This is a genomic window from Bacteroides sp. AM10-21B (assembly GCF_003472565.1).
Taxonomy (GTDB): Bacteria; Bacteroidota; Bacteroidia; order Bacteroidales; family Bacteroidaceae; genus Bacteroides; species Bacteroides propionicigenes.
In genome coordinates this window covers 104,226-120,736 of record NZ_QRME01000002.1, presented here as the reverse complement: position 1 = coordinate 120,736, position 16,511 = coordinate 104,226, and the positions used below count along the sequence as shown (strand labels likewise).

Sequence of the window (16,511 nt, the reverse complement as noted above, 5' to 3'; positions counted from 1 at the left end):
TAAAAAGATTTAATAACATTCGCTATACAAATTATTGTTGTATTTTTGCAATTCAATTTAAACCTAACGATTTGCATGACTGCAACAAAGGATGATTTTTATCACGTCGGGCTTACTGACGATGAAGTACGGAAGAGTCGTACTGAACATGGTGTAAACCTTTTGACGCCCCCGAAGCGTCCGTCTTTGTGGAAACTATATTTAGAAAAGTTTGAAGATCCGGTAGTAAGAGTACTGCTCGTTGCCGCTTTCTTTTCTTTGATTATTTCCATAGTGGAGAACGAATATGCCGAAACAATCGGTATCATAGCCGCTATTTTATTGGCCACCGGTATCGGTTTTTTCTTTGAATACGATGCCAATAAAAAGTTCGATTTACTGAATGCGGTAAACGAGGAAACCTTGGTGAAGGTTATTCGTAACGGACGTGTACAGGAGATTCCCCGTAAGGATGTGGTAGTCGGTGATATTATTATTCTGGAAACCGGAGAGGAAATCCCTGCTGACGGTGAGCTGTTGGAAGCCATCTCTCTGCAAGTAAATGAATCCAATCTTACAGGTGAGCCGGTGATTGCCAAGACTATTATAGAAGCCGATTTTGATGAAGAAGCCACTTATGCTTCCAATCGTGTGTTGCGCGGAACAACGGTAGTTGATGGACATGGAGTTATGCGTGTAGAGTCTGTAGGTGATGCTACGGAAATTGGGAAAGTAGCCCGTCAGAGTACGGAGCAAAGCACTGAGCCAACCCCACTGAATATTCAGCTTACAAAACTTGCCAATCTCATAGGAAAAATCGGTTTCTCGGTAGCCGGTCTTGCATTTGCTATCTTCTTTATTAAAGATGTAGTTCTGGTTTATGATTTTGTATCTTTCCATACTTTTGAGCAATGGCTGCCTGCTCTGAAAGCTACTTTGCAGTACTTTATGATGGCGGTAACTTTGATTGTGGTTGCCGTTCCGGAAGGTTTGCCCATGAGTGTGACGCTTAGCCTGGCGTTGAATATGCGCCGTATGCTTTCCACCAATAACCTGGTGCGAAAGATGCATGCTTGCGAAACGATGGGGGCGATTACCGTCATCTGTACGGACAAGACGGGTACGCTGACACAGAACCTGATGCAAGTGTACGAACCGAACTTTTACGGATTGAAGAACGGACGGGAAATAGGAGAAGATGATTTAAGTAAACTGGTAATAGAGGGCATCAGTGCCAATTCCACTGCTTTTCTGGAGGAAATGGTTCCGGGAGAGAAGCCCAAAGGAGTAGGTAATCCGACCGAGGTGGCTTTGCTTTTGTGGCTCGACAGCCAAAAGCGTAATTATCTGGAGTTGAGGGAGGCTGTAAAGGTACTTGACCAGTTGACTTTCTCTACGGAACGGAAATTCATGGCAACATTGGTACAGTCTCCTCTGATTGGAAAGAGAATACTTTATGTAAAGGGTGCTCCCGAAATCGTATTGGGAAAATGTAAGGAAGTGCTTTTGGATGGGAAGCGAGTGGATGCGGTAGAATATCGTTCTACGGTAGAGACTCAGTTGCTGAACTATCAGAATATGGCGATGCGTACGCTTGGTTTTGCCTATAAGATAGTAGATGATACGGAACCGGTCGACTGTGTGGCATTGGTTGCAGAGAATGATTTGTCTTTCCTCGGCGTTGTGGCTATCAGTGACCCTATACGTCCGGATGTGCCTGCGGCAGTCGCAAAATGTCAGTCGGCGGGTATCGGTGTCAAGATAGTTACGGGAGATACGCCGGGTACGGCAACCGAAATAGCACGACAGATTGGTTTGTGGAAACCGGAGGATACGGAGCGTAACCGTATTACAGGCTCAGCTTTTGCAGACCTGACGGACAAGGAAGCTCTCGACCGGGTGCTGGATTTGAAGATTATGTCGCGTGCCCGCCCTACCGACAAGCAACGTTTGGTTCAGCTATTGCAACAGAAAGGCGCAGTGGTAGCCGTGACGGGCGACGGAACAAATGATGCTCCGGCCTTAAACCATGCACAGGTGGGATTGTCTATGGGAACAGGAACATCTGTTGCCAAAGAAGCAAGCGATATCACATTGTTAGATGACTCTTTCAACAGTATCGGTACAGCTGTGATGTGGGGACGTTCATTATATAAGAATATACAGCGTTTCATCGTATTTCAGTTGACGATTAACTTCGTGGCATTATTCATTGTGCTGCTTGGCTCGCTGGTAGGTACCGAGTTGCCGTTGACCGTAACACAGATGCTGTGGGTGAACCTGATTATGGATACATTTGCCGCTTTGGCTTTGGCATCTATTCCACCCAGTGAAAGTGTGATGAAAGAGAAACCTCGTAAAAGCACTGATTTCATAATAACCAAGTCCATGAGGATTTATATTCTCGGTATGGGTATGGCTTTCCTTGTATTGCTTATGGGTATGCTGTTCTGGTTTAATAACGAAGAAGGCGGTATGACCGTACAGCGTTTGACTATCTTCTTCACTTTCTTCGTTATGCTGCAATTCTGGAATCTGTTCAATGCGCGGGTGTTTGGAACGTCGGATTCTGCCTTTAAAGGCATTTCCAAATCTTATGGTATGGAGTTGGTGGTACTTGCCATTTTGGGTGGTCAGTTTGTTATCGTGCAGTTCGGTGGGGCTGTATTTCGTACGGAGCCGCTTGATTTTACAACTTGGGTGATAATTATTGCTTCTACCTCTTTGGTGTTATGGGTGGGCGAAGGTATTCGTCTTGTCCGACGTTTAATGCAAAAATGAAATAATGAAAAGAAAAGGATTTAAAAACCTTATAGTAGACTTCGGTGGTGTACTGATTGATTTAGACCGCCAACGCTGTTTGAAGAATTTTAAAGAGTTGGGATTGCCCGATGTAGAGCATACTCTCGACATATATCATCAACAGGATTTCTTCCAGCAGTATGAGAAAGGTCTTATTTCCAGTGATGATTTTCGGAATATAATACGTGAAAAAATAGGAAAGGACGTTACAGACGCTCGGATTGATGCTGCGTGGAATAGCTTTCTGGTGAGTATACCGACTTATAAGTTGGATTTATTATTGGCTTTGCGTAAGGATTATGTAGTGTATCTGCTGAGCAATACCAATGAAATCCATTGGAAGTGGTCTTGTGAACATGCTTTTCCCTATAAGGCATTCCGCGTGGAAGATTATTTTGAGCATATTTTCCTTTCTTATAAGATGAAGATGGCAAAACCCGGTGAAGAAATCTTCCGGAAAGTGCTGGATGATGCTGGTTTGGACCCCAAAGAAACTTTCTTTATTGATGATTCGGAAGCCAATTGTATGACAGCCCAATCATTAGGAATTTCCACTTACACTCCGAAAGCCGGTGAGGATTGGAGGCATTTATTTAAATAAACCAACTGTATAAAGTGAGTATGCGGCTATGCACCGGAACATCTGGTAAAGAACTCCTGCCCAACGTAGCTACTATCGGCTTTTTTGACGGAGTGCATCAGGGACATCGGTTTTTGATAGAACAGGTGTATAAAGCTGCGGCTATACGTGGGCTTGCTTCATCGGTAATTACTTTTCCGGTGCATCCCCGCAAGGTAATGCAACCCGATTTTCATCCCGAGTTGCTTACTACTTGCGATGAGAAAGTCACCTTGCTTGCCGATACCGGTATCGATTATTGCGTCATGCTTGATTTTACTCTTGATTTGGCCCGTCTTTCCGCTAAACAATTTATGGCTATATTAAAACATGACTATAAGGTACAGGCTTTAGTAATAGGTCATGATCACCGTTTCGGGCATAATCGTAGTGAGGGATTTGATGATTATGTACGTTATGGGCAAGAGTTGGGAATAGAAGTGCTACTGGCGCAGGCTTATTTTACTGATACAATGACGGTCAGTTCCTCGGCTGTCCGCCGTCTTTTGCTGGAAGGAAACGTTTCGGAAGCGGCAAACTGCCTGGGGTATTATTTCTTTTTGAACGGTATGGTTGTGAACGGTTATCATGTTGGGCGTAAGATAGGCTTTCCGACCGCTAACCTATGTGTCAACGATTCCGAAAAGCTGATTCCGGCTGACGGAGTATACGCCGTTTATGTTTTTCTCGGCGAGAAGAAGCATACGGGCATGTTGAGTATCGGTTACCGCCCGACATTAAATAATGGCATAGACCGTAGCATCGAGGTGCATATCTTTAATTTTGACGCTGATATTTACAATCAACCTATGCGGTTGTCTTTTGTTCGTCGCACCCGCCCTGAACTGAAGTTCGATTCAATAGAAGAATTGATAGAACAACTTCATAAAGATGAGGCGGAAATCACTGCTATTCTTTCATAACGCTGCTTCTTAAGTTTCCATTATAAGGCTCTTTCTTGTGTATTTATTGAAAAACATATTGTTTTTATTGTTTTTCGATAAAAAAATGCTGTTTTTCTTTGTCCTTTCAGAAAAAGCTCCTTTATTTGCATATCGAAAAACGATAAATTATTATTGAAAAACAGAATTTAAGATAAGAATAAGTACTGATTATAAAAAGTCCATGGTTATGAAAAGAGCCTTTATGAGTATTACGTTGCTGGTACTGTCACTTTCTATGGTGATGATGTTATTAATGGGAGTTGTTACTACTGCTTGACGAATTTGTAGGAAAATGTGTATCTTTACACGTTTTTATAAAAGAAGAAAACGATGAAAACAGCGATAAAACTGGTTTTGATTTATTTTGTGATGCAGATTTTGGCTGCATTATTGGTGATGCCTTTCACAATGCTTTATTCTTATGCGGTCAATGGTACGATAGATGATATGAGTGCCGTAGCTTTGGCTCCGAGTATGTTGCTGGGGTTTGTAGGTATGGGAGCTTATCTGTGGAGAAAGGGGTATCTGAAAGGAGATAAAAGGATATGGTCTCCGGTGTCGGTTGCCTATCTGGGATGGAGCATCATTATAGGTTTTTCCACTATTTTCCTGATAGAATTTGTGATGTCCAAATTGTCTTTCCTGCCTGATTGGATGGGAGCTACATTTGATATATTGCAATCGGGTTGGCTGGGTATTATCTGCATCTCGGTATTGGGACCTATTTTAGAGGAAATGTTGTTTCGCGGGGCAATTACTAAAGTGCTGCTGCACAAGTATAGTCCGGTGAAGGCTATTATCTTTTCCGCTCTTATTTTCGGAATTTTCCATATTAACCCGGCACAGGTGGTGGGTGCTACATTATCGGGTGTCTTGTTTGCCTGGCTCTATTACAAAACGGGTAGCCTCGTTCCCGGAATTTTGGTACATATCCTGAACAACAGCCTGTCGGTAGTCCTCAGTCTGCATTATCCGGATGTGAAGTATACATCCGATTTGTTGGGAGAGCCGGCTTATTGGATATGTCTGGCGGTAGCGGTGGTGTTGTTTGTTGTTTCTTGCAAAGTGATGAGTTCCTATCGGTTGCCTGATTCTAATATAACTTTTAAGGTATGAAAAGAAGACTGAACATTCTTTGTGTGATTGTGGTGCTCGTACTGAGTTATTCTGTTTTTGAGAGTGGTTACTATTTTGCAGTTGGAGTAAAGGCAGGGGTAGATGCCGGTGCTGAAAGTACAGTTTCTGCGGAAAATCAGAAAGAGTTGATAAATATGAAATATATCAGCCTGTTGCCGGAACAGCTTTCTAAGGTGGGGGATAGCGGGCTTTTTCAGGATTCCGTTTATAATGAGAAAAGCGGAGAATATGTACCGGTTTCTTTCAGTTCGATGATGGTCAGTGTTGATACGAAGTCTACGACTTTGGAACAGGTTGCTTCCTCTTTGTTGAATTTGCTTCATATAGCTATATGTATATGGGCTATCGTACTTTTTGTCCGTTTGGTAATCTCTATCAATAAGTCTGACATTTTCAATTGGAAGAATGTACGCCGTCTGCGGCTTTTGGGAACGGCATTGATTATCAGTTTTTGTACGGCTCTCCTTCCGGCATACCTTACTTTTAGAGGGGTAGGAAAGGTTTTTTCCGTACACGGTTACAATTTGGATCTTTCAGATATGGTGAATACCACCACATTGGTATTGGGAATTTCCACTTTGATTGTAGCCGAAGTATTTGCTATCGGGTTGAAGATGAAAGAAGAGCAGGACCTGACGATTTAATGGAATATTGAGAAAAAGAAAATGATTATAGTAAACCTTGACATAATGATGGCCCGAAGGAAAATATCTTTGGGAGAGTTGGCGGAGAAGATTGACATTACGCCGGCAAATCTTTCTATTTTGAAAACAGGTAAGGCAAAGGCTATTCGTTTTTCTACATTAGAGGCAATCTGTAAGGTACTGGATTGCCAGCCGGGAGATATACTGGAATACGTGGTTGGTGATTAGGGGTTAATGAACTAACCCCTAATCGCTAATTATTGTTCTGCTTTTGCCTTAAATGCCAGCGCATACATTCGCATCTGTTTCACCATAGAGAGCAATCCGTTGCTGCGTGTAGGTGAAAGATGTTCCTTTAATCCTATCTTGTCTATAAAATAAAGATCGGCATTCAGAATTTCATCCGGTGTATGCCCGGATAGTACTTTGATAAGAAGTGAAATAATTCCTTTCACAATTAAGGCGTCACTTTCAGCTTGGAAAATGATTTTACCATTTTCTTCGTCAGCTTGCAGCCACACACGACTTTGGCAGCCTTCAATCAGATTTTGTTCTGTCTTATATTTATCGTCAAGCGATTCCTGTTCGTTTCCTAAATCGATGAGGAGTTGATAGCGATCCATCCAATCGTCGAAATCATTGAATTCAGCAATTACTTCATCTTGTACTTCGTTGATACTCATAATAATTTATCTTTAGTATTTATTTCTCTTTGTAAATAACTTCCATCACCGTCTGCCCTACGGCTTTCAAGGTATTGCGGTCGATGCCGTCCATATCATCCTTCAGGGTATGCCAGTTCTCGTAGAATCCCGTTTCCTCGCTATATTGAATGATGTCGATGGTAGGAATCCGCGCATTTCGGTACACAAAAAGGTGATCGTCCGTTACGGTAGTTCCTTTTTCTTTTACGAAATAACGTCCGTAGCCCAGATTATTGGCGGCATTCCATACTTTCCGGTTAATGTCTTTGGCAAACTCTTCGGAATATCTTTCGTAGAAGAATGTAGCGTCTTTGGCACCCACCATATCCAGAAGGATGCCGAAGCGCGCATTATACCCTTGTACATGGGGATTCTGCGCCCAGTACTGTGAACCGAGTCCCCAGTACTCTTCTTTATGATTACCTGTATAAGATTGGTGGGGACCGTAGTCTTCGGCATCCACCAATACAATGTCAATACCCAGTTCGGGTTGTTGCTTGTGAAGTTGGCGGGCTATTTCGAGCAATACGCCTACACCACTTGCTCCGTCGTTAGCACCAAGAATGGGAGTATGTCGTTTTTTCTCATCGGGGTCGGCATCCGCCCAGGGACGGCTGTCCCAGTGCGAGAGAAGCACGATACGCTTCTTCGTTTCGGGCTTGTAGCTGCCGATGATATTGCGTGCTTTTAACAGTGTACCGTCATAGGCGATTAAGTCTATTTGCTGATTGTATACTGTGGCTCCGAATTGTTTCAGCTTCTTTGCGAGATACTCTCCACAGGCTTTGTGGGCTGCGGTATTGGGTACGCGAGGTCCGAAATCCACTTGTGCTTTGACGTACTGATAAGCGCTGTCTGCATCGAAGAGGGGGACGTTGACCGTACTTTTGGGTTGTTTGTCCTCACTGTCCGCGTTGTTTTTGCTTTTGCTGCTGCATGCCACCATGGCTATGAGTAACAGTAGGGACAGGGGGATGATTGTATAATTCCGTTTCATTCTTTGTAGGTATTAAAACTTAGTTTCACTTCTTTCTTCTCGACCTTCAGTGTGACCTGTGCACCGTTAATCATCGGCACATTCATTGTGACGTGTCCCACCGGAAATCCGAAGCATATGGGATAATCGTATTCTTTTACCAAATCGGCCAATGCACTGTACAAGTCTTTGCCTAAAGACATATTCTCCTCGTATTCGGTAAACTGTCCGATGATAAGCCCGGACAGCTTTTCGAGTACGCCGCCCAGTTTCAGATTGTACATCATGCGTTCCACCGCATGAGGACGCTCGCCTACATCCTCTATGAAGAGTACCGTACCTTCTGCCGGGATGTCATAAGGCGTACCGCGTAGCCCGTAGAAAACAGATATGTTTCCACCTCGAAGGATGCCCGTGCCCTCACCTCTGCGGTTGAGCTTGTGTGCCGGGCAAGTGTAGCTGAATGAGGTTTCTTCTTGCCGATTGCTGCCGAACAAGATGTCCCTTAAAGCCCGGGTGCAAAAGTCATCTTCCGGTTCTACGGTGAGATGTCGTGCCATGGGAGCGTGCAGCGAAGCGAAGCCGTTTTGCTGGAACACATTGTGCAGGGCGGTGATGTCACTGAAGCCGATAAGCCATTTGGGGTGTTGGCGGAACTTGGTAAAATCAAGCTGCCCCACTAGATGCACAGCGCCGTATCCGCCGCGGCTGCAAAAGATAACTTTGGCTTTTTCGTCGTCCATGGCTTCCTGCAAGTCCTTCAACCGCTGCTGTATGCTTCCTGCATAGGTACCGTGCGCACTGCCTGCATGCTTGGCGATGACGACCTTCAGTCCCCATGAACTCAGCCGCTTTTTAGCTCCTTTCAGGAAAGACTTGTCAATCTTGCTGGAAGGCGAGAGAATAATCACCCGGTCGCCCTCGTGCACGTATGGCGGAAAAATAAGGCTGTTCATATATCTATCTGTATTTATGGCAAAAGTACACAATTCACCACAGAGAACACAGAGTTTCACAGAGTTTTAACACAGAGGGAATGAAACTTCATCTTCTCTGTGTTAAAAAAATGATGCTCCCTTTGTGTCGAACTTATCAAAATGATATTAAACATTGAAAATAAAATGGGGTGTAACGTTTATTTTCTCGACATTTTTTTAGATATTTGCTAAAAATCTAACGTTATGGAACCTATTCGGAACTTTGATCAATTAACTTCTCATCTGAAAACTTTGAATAAAAGGAAGCGCATTGCCGTAGTTTGTGCCAATGACCCTAATACTGAATATGCTATAGCCCGCGCTTTGGATGAAGGCATTGCAGAGTTTCTGATGATTGGCGATTCGTCCATCTTAGAAAAATATCCTACTTTGAAGAAATATCCCGAGTATGTACAGACTTTGCATATTGAAGATAAGGATGAAGCCGCGCGTGAGGCTGTACGCATCGTGCGCGAGGGCGGTGCAGATATTCTGATGAAAGGTATAATCAATACGGACAATCTGCTCCATGCCATTCTTGACAAGGAGAAAGGATTGCTGCCCAAAGGCAAGATATTGACACATCTCGCCGTTATGCAGATTCCTACTTATGATAAGCTGTTATTCTTCTCGGATGCTGCTGTTATCCCCCGGCCTACTTTGCAACAGCGGATAGAGATGATTTGGTACGCCATCCATACCTGCCGCCATTTCGGTATCGAGCAGCCGCGTATTGCACTTATCCATTGTACGGAAAAGGTCAGCGCCAAGTTTCCTCATTCATTGGATTACGTTAATATCGTAGAACTTGCCGAGGCCGGTGAATTTGGAGACGTTATCATTGACGGTCCGCTGGATGTAAAGACTTCTTGCGAAAAAACAAGTGGAGATATTAAAGGCATCGTATCTCCCATCAACGGGGAAGCGGATGTGTTGATTTTCCCTAATATCGAATCGGGAAACGCCTTTTATAAAGCTGTTTCCCTGTTTTCCCATGCCGATATGGCAGGATTGCTTCAAGGTCCTGTCTGTCCCGTTGTGCTGCCGTCGCGCAGCGACTCCGGTCTGTCCAAATATTACAGTATCGCCATGGCATGTCTAACTTGTAAATAGTAAATACTTAGATGAAGCTACTCGTCATCAACCCCGGTTCCACTTCGACAAAGATTGCCGTATACGAGAACGACGTTCCCCGCTTGGTGCGCAATATCCGTCATACGGTAGACGAACTGTCTGCCTTCTCACATATCATCGACCAGTTTGAGTTTCGGAAGAATTTGGTGTTGAAGGAGTTGGAGACTAATAATATTCCTTTTGAGTTTGACGCCATAGTGGGACGCGGCGGACTGCTGAAACCCATACCGGGCGGTGTGTATGAAGTGAATGATGCCATGCTGGACGATATTCTTCATGCCATGCGTACCCATGCCTGTAACTTGGGATGCCTCATAGCTTCCGAGCTTGCGGCATTGCTTCCGGGCTGCCGCGCATTCATAGCCGACCCCGGTGTGGTGGACGAACTGGACGGGATAGCCCGCATCACGGGTTCTCCCCTTATGCCGCGCATCACTATCTGGCATGCGCTGAACCAACGAGCCATTGCCCGCCGCTATGCAGCCGAGCATAATACGCATTATGAAGATTTAGACCTGATTGTCTGTCATTTAGGCGGCGGCATATCCGTAGGGGTTCATCATCATGGCAAGGCCATCGACGTAAATAATGCGCTCGATGGTGAAGGTCCGTTCTCACCGGAACGTGCAGGCACACTTCCTGCCGGGCAGTTGATAGACCTCTGCTGTTCCGGTCGCTACACAAAAGACGAACTTAAAAAACGCATTTCCGGTCGTGCCGGACTGACAGCCCATTTGGGCACGACCGATGTTCCTGCCATTGTCCGTCGGATAGAGGAGGGGGACAAGCACGCCGAATTGGTCTTGAATGCCATGATTTATCAGATTGCCAAAAGCATCGGTGCGGCTTCTGTTGCGCTGTATGGTGAGATAGATGCCATTCTTCTGACAGGTGGCATGGCGCATTCCGATTATATCATTTCCCGTTTGAAGGAGCGCATTTCATTCCTTGCTCCGGTTCACGTCTATCCGGGTGAGGACGAGATGGAAGCACTGGCGCTGAACGCGCTTGGGGCATTGAGAGGAGAACTGCCGATACAGGAATATAAATAATTCTCATAGCGTTTACAATCAATAAGATACATGTACCAAGTTTGTATCACCCTTTGGTACACCTTGTACCCACCGATTGGTATTTGCCGTACCACCCTTTGGTATTTGCCGTACCACCCTTTGGTATTTGTCGTACCACAGGTTGGTATTTGTCATACCACTCGTTGGTACTTGCCGTACCAACCATGGATACATCCCAAAACCTCCGAGTTTGAAATAAAAGAAGGAGCAAAGCCCCCCGACTTTGCTCCTTACAATCTTTTTTCCCGTAATAAACTAATACGGAGAAAATACCACTAATCAAAAAATATACCTTTGTATCCTCTAAAAGTTATTCCGTCCGGCATCCCACCAAAGACGTGTGCCGCCATTGTCTGCACCACCCAGTTTGCTTACTAAAGCGTCATACAATGCTTTGTTGTCCGTTTTGTAGTCTTGGTTGAAGAATACGCGGCGGATCATGTCTTCGGTGCTGATGGTATTGCCGCTGTTGTTCACTACAACCTTGAAAAGCTGGGGATAACCGGTGCGGCGTTGTTCCGCCCACGCTTCGCAGCCTTCCGGATAGAGTGCCAGCCACTTTTGGGTAATGATTCTTTCTAATTTCTTTTCGGTGGTGGCGCTTTCATCCCATTTGGGAGTAATGTCCGTTGTGGCGGCAGCATCAAATTCCTTGTCGAATGTGTCTGTATAGGGCGCGGGTTTTAGGTCATTTTCAAGGTATTCGCTTACGCCGCTGGCATCCCATTGGGAGAAAGATACGGTGATACCTTGCTTGTAACAGCTTTCCACATTCTCGGAAGTGTAGCCTCTTAAGGCGGCTTCTGCACGCAGGAACCATACCTCGGCAGCACTCATGATAACAATCTTACTGCCGGTCGTAATAGTGGTTTGAGAGTGGGTAGAGTAGCGGTTGTCTGCTACGCCTGTTCCCTGACGGATACCTTTGTACGCATCTTCAATACTGTTCAACTGTTTCACGCCGGCCACTTCTTTGGTTATGTTTCCGTCTTTGTCTCTACCGTCTTGTGCAAGGTTGAAGTAAGATTTGATGCGAGGGTCGTTATAGCCTTTTAAGAAAGACTCCAGATTAGCGTTCATATAGACTTCGCTCCAACCGGAAACACCGCCCAGCGGGTTACGGATGCCATATTCGCCTACCGTTTCGTTGGCTGTCTCCAGTACGCCGCCGTTGGTTGCATCCAAAGCCGCTTTAGCTTGTTCCTCTGCCAGTGCGGGAGCTACGTTGGATACGCGCATTGCCAGGCGCAGGCGGAGGGAGTTGGCGAATTTCAGCCATTGTGCGGGGGTACGTTTGCCTTCGGGCATCATAAAGTCGGCACTTTCAAAAGATACGCCGCCTTTATAATCTTTCAGAATGTTTACCGCTGTGCCCAAATCTTCGAAGAAACGTTTGTAAACTTCTTCTTGGGACTGCGGTTTCTGGTCGGCTGTCCCAAATCCGTCGTACAGGATAGGACCGTAATAGTCGCTCACGCGGTGCAGGGTTGCTACTTTCAGAATTTTGGTGATGGCATGATAGAGCGGCCACTCCTTTTCTGTATTCAGCGCTTCCGCATCGGCGATGGATGGCATGACATACCCGTAGGTATATACCCACATGGCGCTTGTCCAGCCGTTATTCAAGTTGTACGTGGAGTTGTTGGCGTTGAATGAGCCTACCATGTCGTGGAAATATCCGCAGAACATATCTGCCGCTAAGTTCTGTATGATTTGGTATTGCCAGTCTGTTCCGTCTATACCCGTTTGGTAGATGATACCCTTCTGGATGGTGGAGAAGGGAACGAGATTGGTCTGGTTATCGTACTTCTGCAATTCGTCTGTATAGGCTCCGTCGGTGCTGTTGAAGTCTGCGAAGTTATCGGTACAAGCTGTGAAGCTCAGGAGACCGCCGAGGAGTAGTGCGGTTGTATATTTTATCTTATTCATATTGTTCGGGTGTTTAGAAGGTAAATTTAATGTTGAATCCGATGTTTCTCGTTGAAGGCATACCGAAGGTGTCCAAACCTTGGTTATCATTGCCTACCGACATGGTCGCATCCGGGTCGAACGGAGCGTCTTTGTAGAAGAAGAACAAGTTGCGTGCTACCAGTGACAGGTCTACACCTTTAATGAAGCCTGTTCTTTCGAGCATCTGTTGCGGGAAGGAATAGCCTAATGAGATTTCGCGCAAACGGATGTTGGTTCCGTCATAACAGTAGAATTCTGTTGTACCGTTGCCTCGGTCGCCCACCATTTGATAGAACTTTTGTACATCGTCAATCTTTTGTCCTTCCAGCATATAGTAGCCTGCGTTGCGGGCATCGCCGGTGACCTTGCTTACACCTGCGTAGTCCAGTGCGGCCTGTGTCAGCGAAACTACTTCACCGCCTACACGTGCGTCAATCAGGAAATAGAGGGAGAAGCCCTTGTATGTTACGGTATTGCTCCAGCCCAGTGTCCAGTCGGGATTGAAGTTGCCGATTTTGGCGGCTTTGTCGGTTGTTACTTGTGGCAGACCGGCTTTGGCATTGGGATTTCCGTCTTTGTCTGTTGCGGATTCCAGCAAGATTTTGCCGTTTGCATCGCGTACGAATACATTACCGTAAATGTCGCCCAGCGAACCGCCCTCTACAACCATCATCTTATAAGGCATACTTACGTTGCCCGAAGCATATTGGAAGTTGGGTGTGCCGCCCAAAGAAACAATCTTGTTCTTGTTGGTGGCAAAATTGAACTGGGTTTTCCAACGGAAATTATCGTTCATCAGCGGGGTGGCTCCTAAGGTGATTTCAACACCCGTATTGCGTATCTTACCTGCGTTAATCCAGCGGTAAGGACGCTTTTCTGCGGTAGTGTTTACGCGAATCAGCTGGTTCTTGGTGTCTGTACGGTAGAATGTGAAATCAAAATCCAGACGGCTGTTGAGGAACTTCCATTCGGTACCTACTTCGATAGAGTTGCTGATTTCAGGTTTCAGGTCTTCTGCAAAGTAATAGTCGATGGGTTTCACTACACCGCCTGCCGTGATGGTCTGTGCGGGACTGGTGATGCCGATGGGCAGGTCGTTACCTACTTGTGCCCACGAGGCGCGTACTTTGCCGAAGCTAATCCATTCCGGCAGATTGAGTGTCTTGTTGAGAATCCATGAAAGACCTACCGAGGGATAGAAGAAGCCGGAGTTTTCGCTCTTGGTATTGGCAAGCGTGGAAGACCAGTCGTTGCGTGCGGTGACATCCAGATAAACGCTTTCTTTCCAACCGATTTGTGCGGTGGCGAATATGGACTGGATGGTGCGTCTTTGGTTGGCTGTCTCGTCTATGAATGAAGTGCCTGCACCGCTGAGGTTCATGTTGGGAACTGTAAAGACATTGGCTTTGTACAAACCCGATTTACCGGAGTCAAGGCTCAATGAGTTCACTTTGGTGGTATTGATGCTGCTGCCTATGGCTGCATTCAAACTCCAATCATTCCATGTTTTGTTGAACATAGCCATGAAGTCGCCGTAAACCATAAAGTCTTGGCGGTTCATTTTTATGTAACGGCCGTTTTGGTGTGCCACGTCGGCAGCTGTACCGGCATACATTTTCTGGTCGTAGTTATCATTGATGTAGTCCACGTTGCCGCGTGCCTGGACGCTGAACCAGTCGGTTATCTTCAGATTGGCGCTTAAAGAAGCCAATGTACGGAAACGCTTGTCGGTACCGGTTACTCTGTTTGTCAGCCAATAGGGGTTCTGGGAGAATCCGTTGATTTCTGTATACCAGTTTTGCAGGGGCATGGCTCTGCTTTCATCGTATTTCTCAAAACCGTTGTTGTTGCGGTATACTCCGAGGTCTTCACCGCGCGGAAAGGTGTACAGACCTACCAACGGGTTCATGTAATATCCGCCGGAAGTAGGACGGTTCTTGATTTTCTGGGTCATCAGGTTTACGTTGGCATCCAATGTCAGGCGGTCGTTGAATAAGGAGGCTGTTTCGCGGAACGTGATATTATGCTTTTGCAGTTTGTTTACGTCGACAATACCTTTGGCGGTGGTGTTGGCGTAAGAGAAGTAGGTCTGCATTTTTTCCTTACCTGTCATGATAGACAGGGAGTTGGTGGCGGTAACTCCGTTACTGAAATAGTCGCCAACGTTGTCGTAAGCCTTTATGGGTTTGGAGTTTGCGTTTTCCGAACTTGCCCCCCAGCTTGTAGCCCCGCTTGCGCCGTATCTGTCTTGGAATTCGGGCAGGCAAATGGCATGGTCTACGGTCAGGTTGGAATTGAATACGATGCGTTGCATACCGGCTTTCCCTTTCTTGGTGGTAATCAGGATTACGCCGTTGGCGGCTTGGGAACCGTAAAGGGCGGCTGCGGAAGCGCCTTTCAGAATGCTCATGCTTTCAATATCATCCGGGTTTAAGTTGGAGATGCCGTCGCCGGAGTCGCGGTTGCCGGCATCGTTGTTGCCGCCCATGGCGGAGAACGCCTGTTCGGCTACACTGTTCAGCATGGGTACGCCGTCGATGACGTATAGCGGTTGGTTGTTGCCGTCGGCATTGGCGGAACGGATACCACGAATGGAAACTTTAGCGGAACCGCCCAGACCGGAAGAGTTGCGGGTGATGGATACACCTGCCGTTTTGCCGGCAAGAGCGTTAATCATATTGGGGTCTTTGGCGCGGGTCAGTTCATCGCCGCCTACTTGTTGGGTAGAGTAAGTCAGGGAAGCTTCTTTTTTCTTGATACCCATAGCTGTTACAACAACGGTTTCCAGGGCCAAAGCTTCTTCTTTCATTTGGATTTTTAGCGATGTGCGACCGTTGAGTACAATGTTTATGGGTTCATAACCTATATAGGAGATAATTAAAGTGGCATTGACAGGCGCATTGAGGGTGAATTCACCATCGAGGTTGGTAATGATGCCGTTTGTCGTTCCCTTTTCCAGTACGTTTGCACCGATAATCGGTTCGCCTTTGGAGTCGGTGACAACACCTTTTACGGTAACTCTTTCTTGTTGTGCTCCGGTGGTATTTTCTATATTTTCACCTTTTTTGGTCAGGACAATGTTCTTGCCTTCCATTACATATTTAATGTTTGTTCCGGCAAATACTTCATCCAAAAGTTCGGACACAGACAAGTTTTCCGCTTCTACATTGACGGTGCGGCGAACATCTACGTTCTTCTTGTTGTACACAAACAAATACTCTGTTTGTGACTCGATTTTGGACAGTACCTGACCTACTCTCAACTGGGAATTGGGGATACTTACTTTGGCATTCTGCGAGTAACTATTCCCGCAGTATGCTTGGAATGTTACAAACAGGAGAAGGAATAGTGTGATCTTCATGGTACGCAATAATTGCTTAAATTCAAAACTTTTTGGACAAAAAAGCCCGTTCAAAGAAATTTTTCTCATATCTTTGTCACTGTGTTAAGTTAATAAATTGATTAAGGTCGATTTTTGACTGTTTCGGATCGGAAAGTATGGGGGTACTTTCCGATCTTTTTATATCAAAAAGGGAAGGTGAAATTTTAGTCTGTTTCTGCTATGGTTTCAT

At 45.7% G+C, this 16,511-nt stretch carries 14 protein-coding genes; 8 read left to right on the top strand and 6 right to left on the bottom strand.

Annotation, left to right across the window (positions count from 1 at the left end):
* Positions 1-75 precede the first annotated feature (75 nt).
* The 6 genes from DW121_RS02615 (at position 76) to DW121_RS02590 (ending at position 6,353) form a co-directional block, all read left to right on the top strand.
* Positions 76-2,760: a calcium-translocating P-type ATPase, PMCA-type gene (locus DW121_RS02615; protein ID WP_118322971.1), complete on the top strand. Its 2,685-nt coding sequence runs from the start codon at positions 76-78 to the stop codon at positions 2,758-2,760.
* 4 nt (positions 2,761-2,764) lie between these two features.
* Positions 2,765-3,382, top strand: coding sequence for an HAD family hydrolase (locus tag DW121_RS02610; protein ID WP_118322970.1), 618 nt, complete (start codon positions 2,765-2,767; stop codon positions 3,380-3,382).
* Between the two features lie 20 nt (positions 3,383-3,402).
* On the top strand, positions 3,403-4,323 hold the full coding sequence (locus DW121_RS02605) for a bifunctional riboflavin kinase/FAD synthetase (protein WP_118322969.1): 921 nt from the start codon (positions 3,403-3,405) through the stop codon (positions 4,321-4,323).
* A 351-nt stretch (positions 4,324-4,674) separates the two neighbouring features.
* Positions 4,675-5,460 carry a CPBP family intramembrane glutamic endopeptidase gene (locus tag DW121_RS02600; protein ID WP_118322968.1) on the top strand — a complete coding sequence of 262 codons (786 nt, stop codon included), beginning with the start codon at positions 4,675-4,677 and terminating at the stop codon, positions 5,458-5,460.
* Entirely contained in the window at positions 5,457-6,125 is a 669-nt protein-coding gene (locus tag DW121_RS02595) for a DUF2975 domain-containing protein (RefSeq protein ID WP_118322967.1), read from the top strand. Before DW121_RS02600 ends, DW121_RS02595 begins: the two co-directional genes overlap by 4 nt.
* Before the next feature lie 21 nt (positions 6,126-6,146).
* Complete coding sequence (locus tag DW121_RS02590; protein WP_117710345.1) at positions 6,147-6,353, top strand: helix-turn-helix domain-containing protein; 207 nt, start codon at positions 6,147-6,149, stop codon at positions 6,351-6,353.
* Between the two features lie 29 nt (positions 6,354-6,382).
* On the opposite strand, the gene DW121_RS02585 is transcribed toward DW121_RS02590, so the two are convergent.
* From DW121_RS02585 to DW121_RS02575, 3 genes are read right to left on the bottom strand one after another with little or no spacing between them, the layout of a single operon-like run.
* Positions 6,383-6,808, bottom strand: a complete 426-nt coding sequence (locus DW121_RS02585) for a SufE family protein (RefSeq protein ID WP_118322966.1) — start codon at positions 6,806-6,808, stop codon at positions 6,383-6,385.
* 19 nt (positions 6,809-6,827) lie between these two features.
* The gene (locus DW121_RS02580; RefSeq protein WP_117710343.1) at positions 6,828-7,826 is read right to left on the bottom strand and encodes a M20 family metallopeptidase; all 999 of its coding nucleotides are present in this window, start codon (positions 7,824-7,826) and stop codon (positions 6,828-6,830) included.
* Complete coding sequence (locus DW121_RS02575; RefSeq protein WP_118322965.1) at positions 7,823-8,761, bottom strand: LD-carboxypeptidase; 939 nt, start codon at positions 8,759-8,761, stop codon at positions 7,823-7,825. The genes DW121_RS02580 and DW121_RS02575 overlap by 4 nt, the downstream gene beginning before the upstream one ends.
* Positions 8,762-8,986: 225 nt before the next feature.
* Here DW121_RS02575 and DW121_RS02570 point away from each other — a divergent pair, with 225 nt between their 5' ends.
* Together DW121_RS02570 and buk are read left to right on the top strand one after the other, a co-directional pair.
* On the top strand, positions 8,987-9,895 hold the full coding sequence (locus DW121_RS02570; protein WP_117710341.1) for a phosphate acyltransferase: 909 nt from the start codon (positions 8,987-8,989) through the stop codon (positions 9,893-9,895).
* A gap of 11 nt (positions 9,896-9,906) precedes the next feature.
* Positions 9,907-10,968 (top strand): butyrate kinase, encoded by a 1,062-nt coding sequence (buk, locus tag DW121_RS02565; RefSeq protein ID WP_118322964.1) that lies wholly within the window; start codon positions 9,907-9,909, stop codon positions 10,966-10,968.
* 46 nt (positions 10,969-11,014) lie between these two features.
* On the opposite strand, the gene DW121_RS15580 is transcribed toward buk, so the two are convergent.
* The 3 genes from DW121_RS15580 to DW121_RS02555 all read right to left on the bottom strand — a co-directional run bounded on the left by DW121_RS15580 (position 11,015) and on the right by DW121_RS02555 (position 16,369).
* Positions 11,015-11,155, bottom strand: coding sequence for a hypothetical protein (locus DW121_RS15580; protein ID WP_158573910.1), 141 nt, complete (start codon positions 11,153-11,155; stop codon positions 11,015-11,017).
* Between the two features lie 137 nt (positions 11,156-11,292).
* Entirely contained in the window at positions 11,293-12,918 is a 1,626-nt protein-coding gene (locus tag DW121_RS02560) for a SusD/RagB family nutrient-binding outer membrane lipoprotein (RefSeq protein ID WP_118322963.1), read from the bottom strand.
* A 13-nt stretch (positions 12,919-12,931) separates the two neighbouring features.
* Entirely contained in the window at positions 12,932-16,369 is a 3,438-nt protein-coding gene (locus DW121_RS02555) for a TonB-dependent receptor (protein WP_118322962.1), read from the bottom strand.
* Positions 16,370-16,511 lie beyond the last annotated feature (142 nt).

Excerpts from the sequence above, each read along its gene's own strand:
- DW121_RS02585 (WP_118322966.1), bottom strand. The coding sequence starts at position 6,808 with ATGAGTATCAACGAAGTACAAGATGAAGTAATTGCTGAATTCAATGAT.
- DW121_RS02555 (WP_118322962.1), bottom strand. The coding sequence starts at position 16,369 with ATGAGAAAAATTTCTTTGAACGGGCTTTTTTGTCCAAAAAGTTTTGAA.
- DW121_RS02615 (WP_118322971.1), top strand. The coding sequence starts at position 76 with ATGACTGCAACAAAGGATGATTTTTATCACGTCGGGCTTACTGACGAT.
- DW121_RS15580 (WP_158573910.1), bottom strand. The coding sequence starts at position 11,155 with ATGGTTGGTACGGCAAGTACCAACGAGTGGTATGACAAATACCAACCT.
- DW121_RS02575 (WP_118322965.1), bottom strand. The coding sequence starts at position 8,761 with ATGAACAGCCTTATTTTTCCGCCATACGTGCACGAGGGCGACCGGGTG.
- DW121_RS02595 (WP_118322967.1), top strand. The coding sequence starts at position 5,457 with ATGAAAAGAAGACTGAACATTCTTTGTGTGATTGTGGTGCTCGTACTG.
- DW121_RS02605 (WP_118322969.1), top strand. The coding sequence starts at position 3,403 with ATGCGGCTATGCACCGGAACATCTGGTAAAGAACTCCTGCCCAACGTA.
- DW121_RS02570 (WP_117710341.1), top strand. The coding sequence starts at position 8,987 with ATGGAACCTATTCGGAACTTTGATCAATTAACTTCTCATCTGAAAACT.
- DW121_RS02610 (WP_118322970.1), top strand. The coding sequence starts at position 2,765 with ATGAAAAGAAAAGGATTTAAAAACCTTATAGTAGACTTCGGTGGTGTA.
- buk (WP_118322964.1), top strand. The coding sequence starts at position 9,907 with ATGAAGCTACTCGTCATCAACCCCGGTTCCACTTCGACAAAGATTGCC.
- DW121_RS02590 (WP_117710345.1), top strand. The coding sequence starts at position 6,147 with ATGATTATAGTAAACCTTGACATAATGATGGCCCGAAGGAAAATATCT.
- DW121_RS02580 (WP_117710343.1), bottom strand. The coding sequence starts at position 7,826 with ATGAAACGGAATTATACAATCATCCCCCTGTCCCTACTGTTACTCATA.
- DW121_RS02560 (WP_118322963.1), bottom strand. The coding sequence starts at position 12,918 with ATGAATAAGATAAAATATACAACCGCACTACTCCTCGGCGGTCTCCTG.
- DW121_RS02600 (WP_118322968.1), top strand. The coding sequence starts at position 4,675 with ATGAAAACAGCGATAAAACTGGTTTTGATTTATTTTGTGATGCAGATT.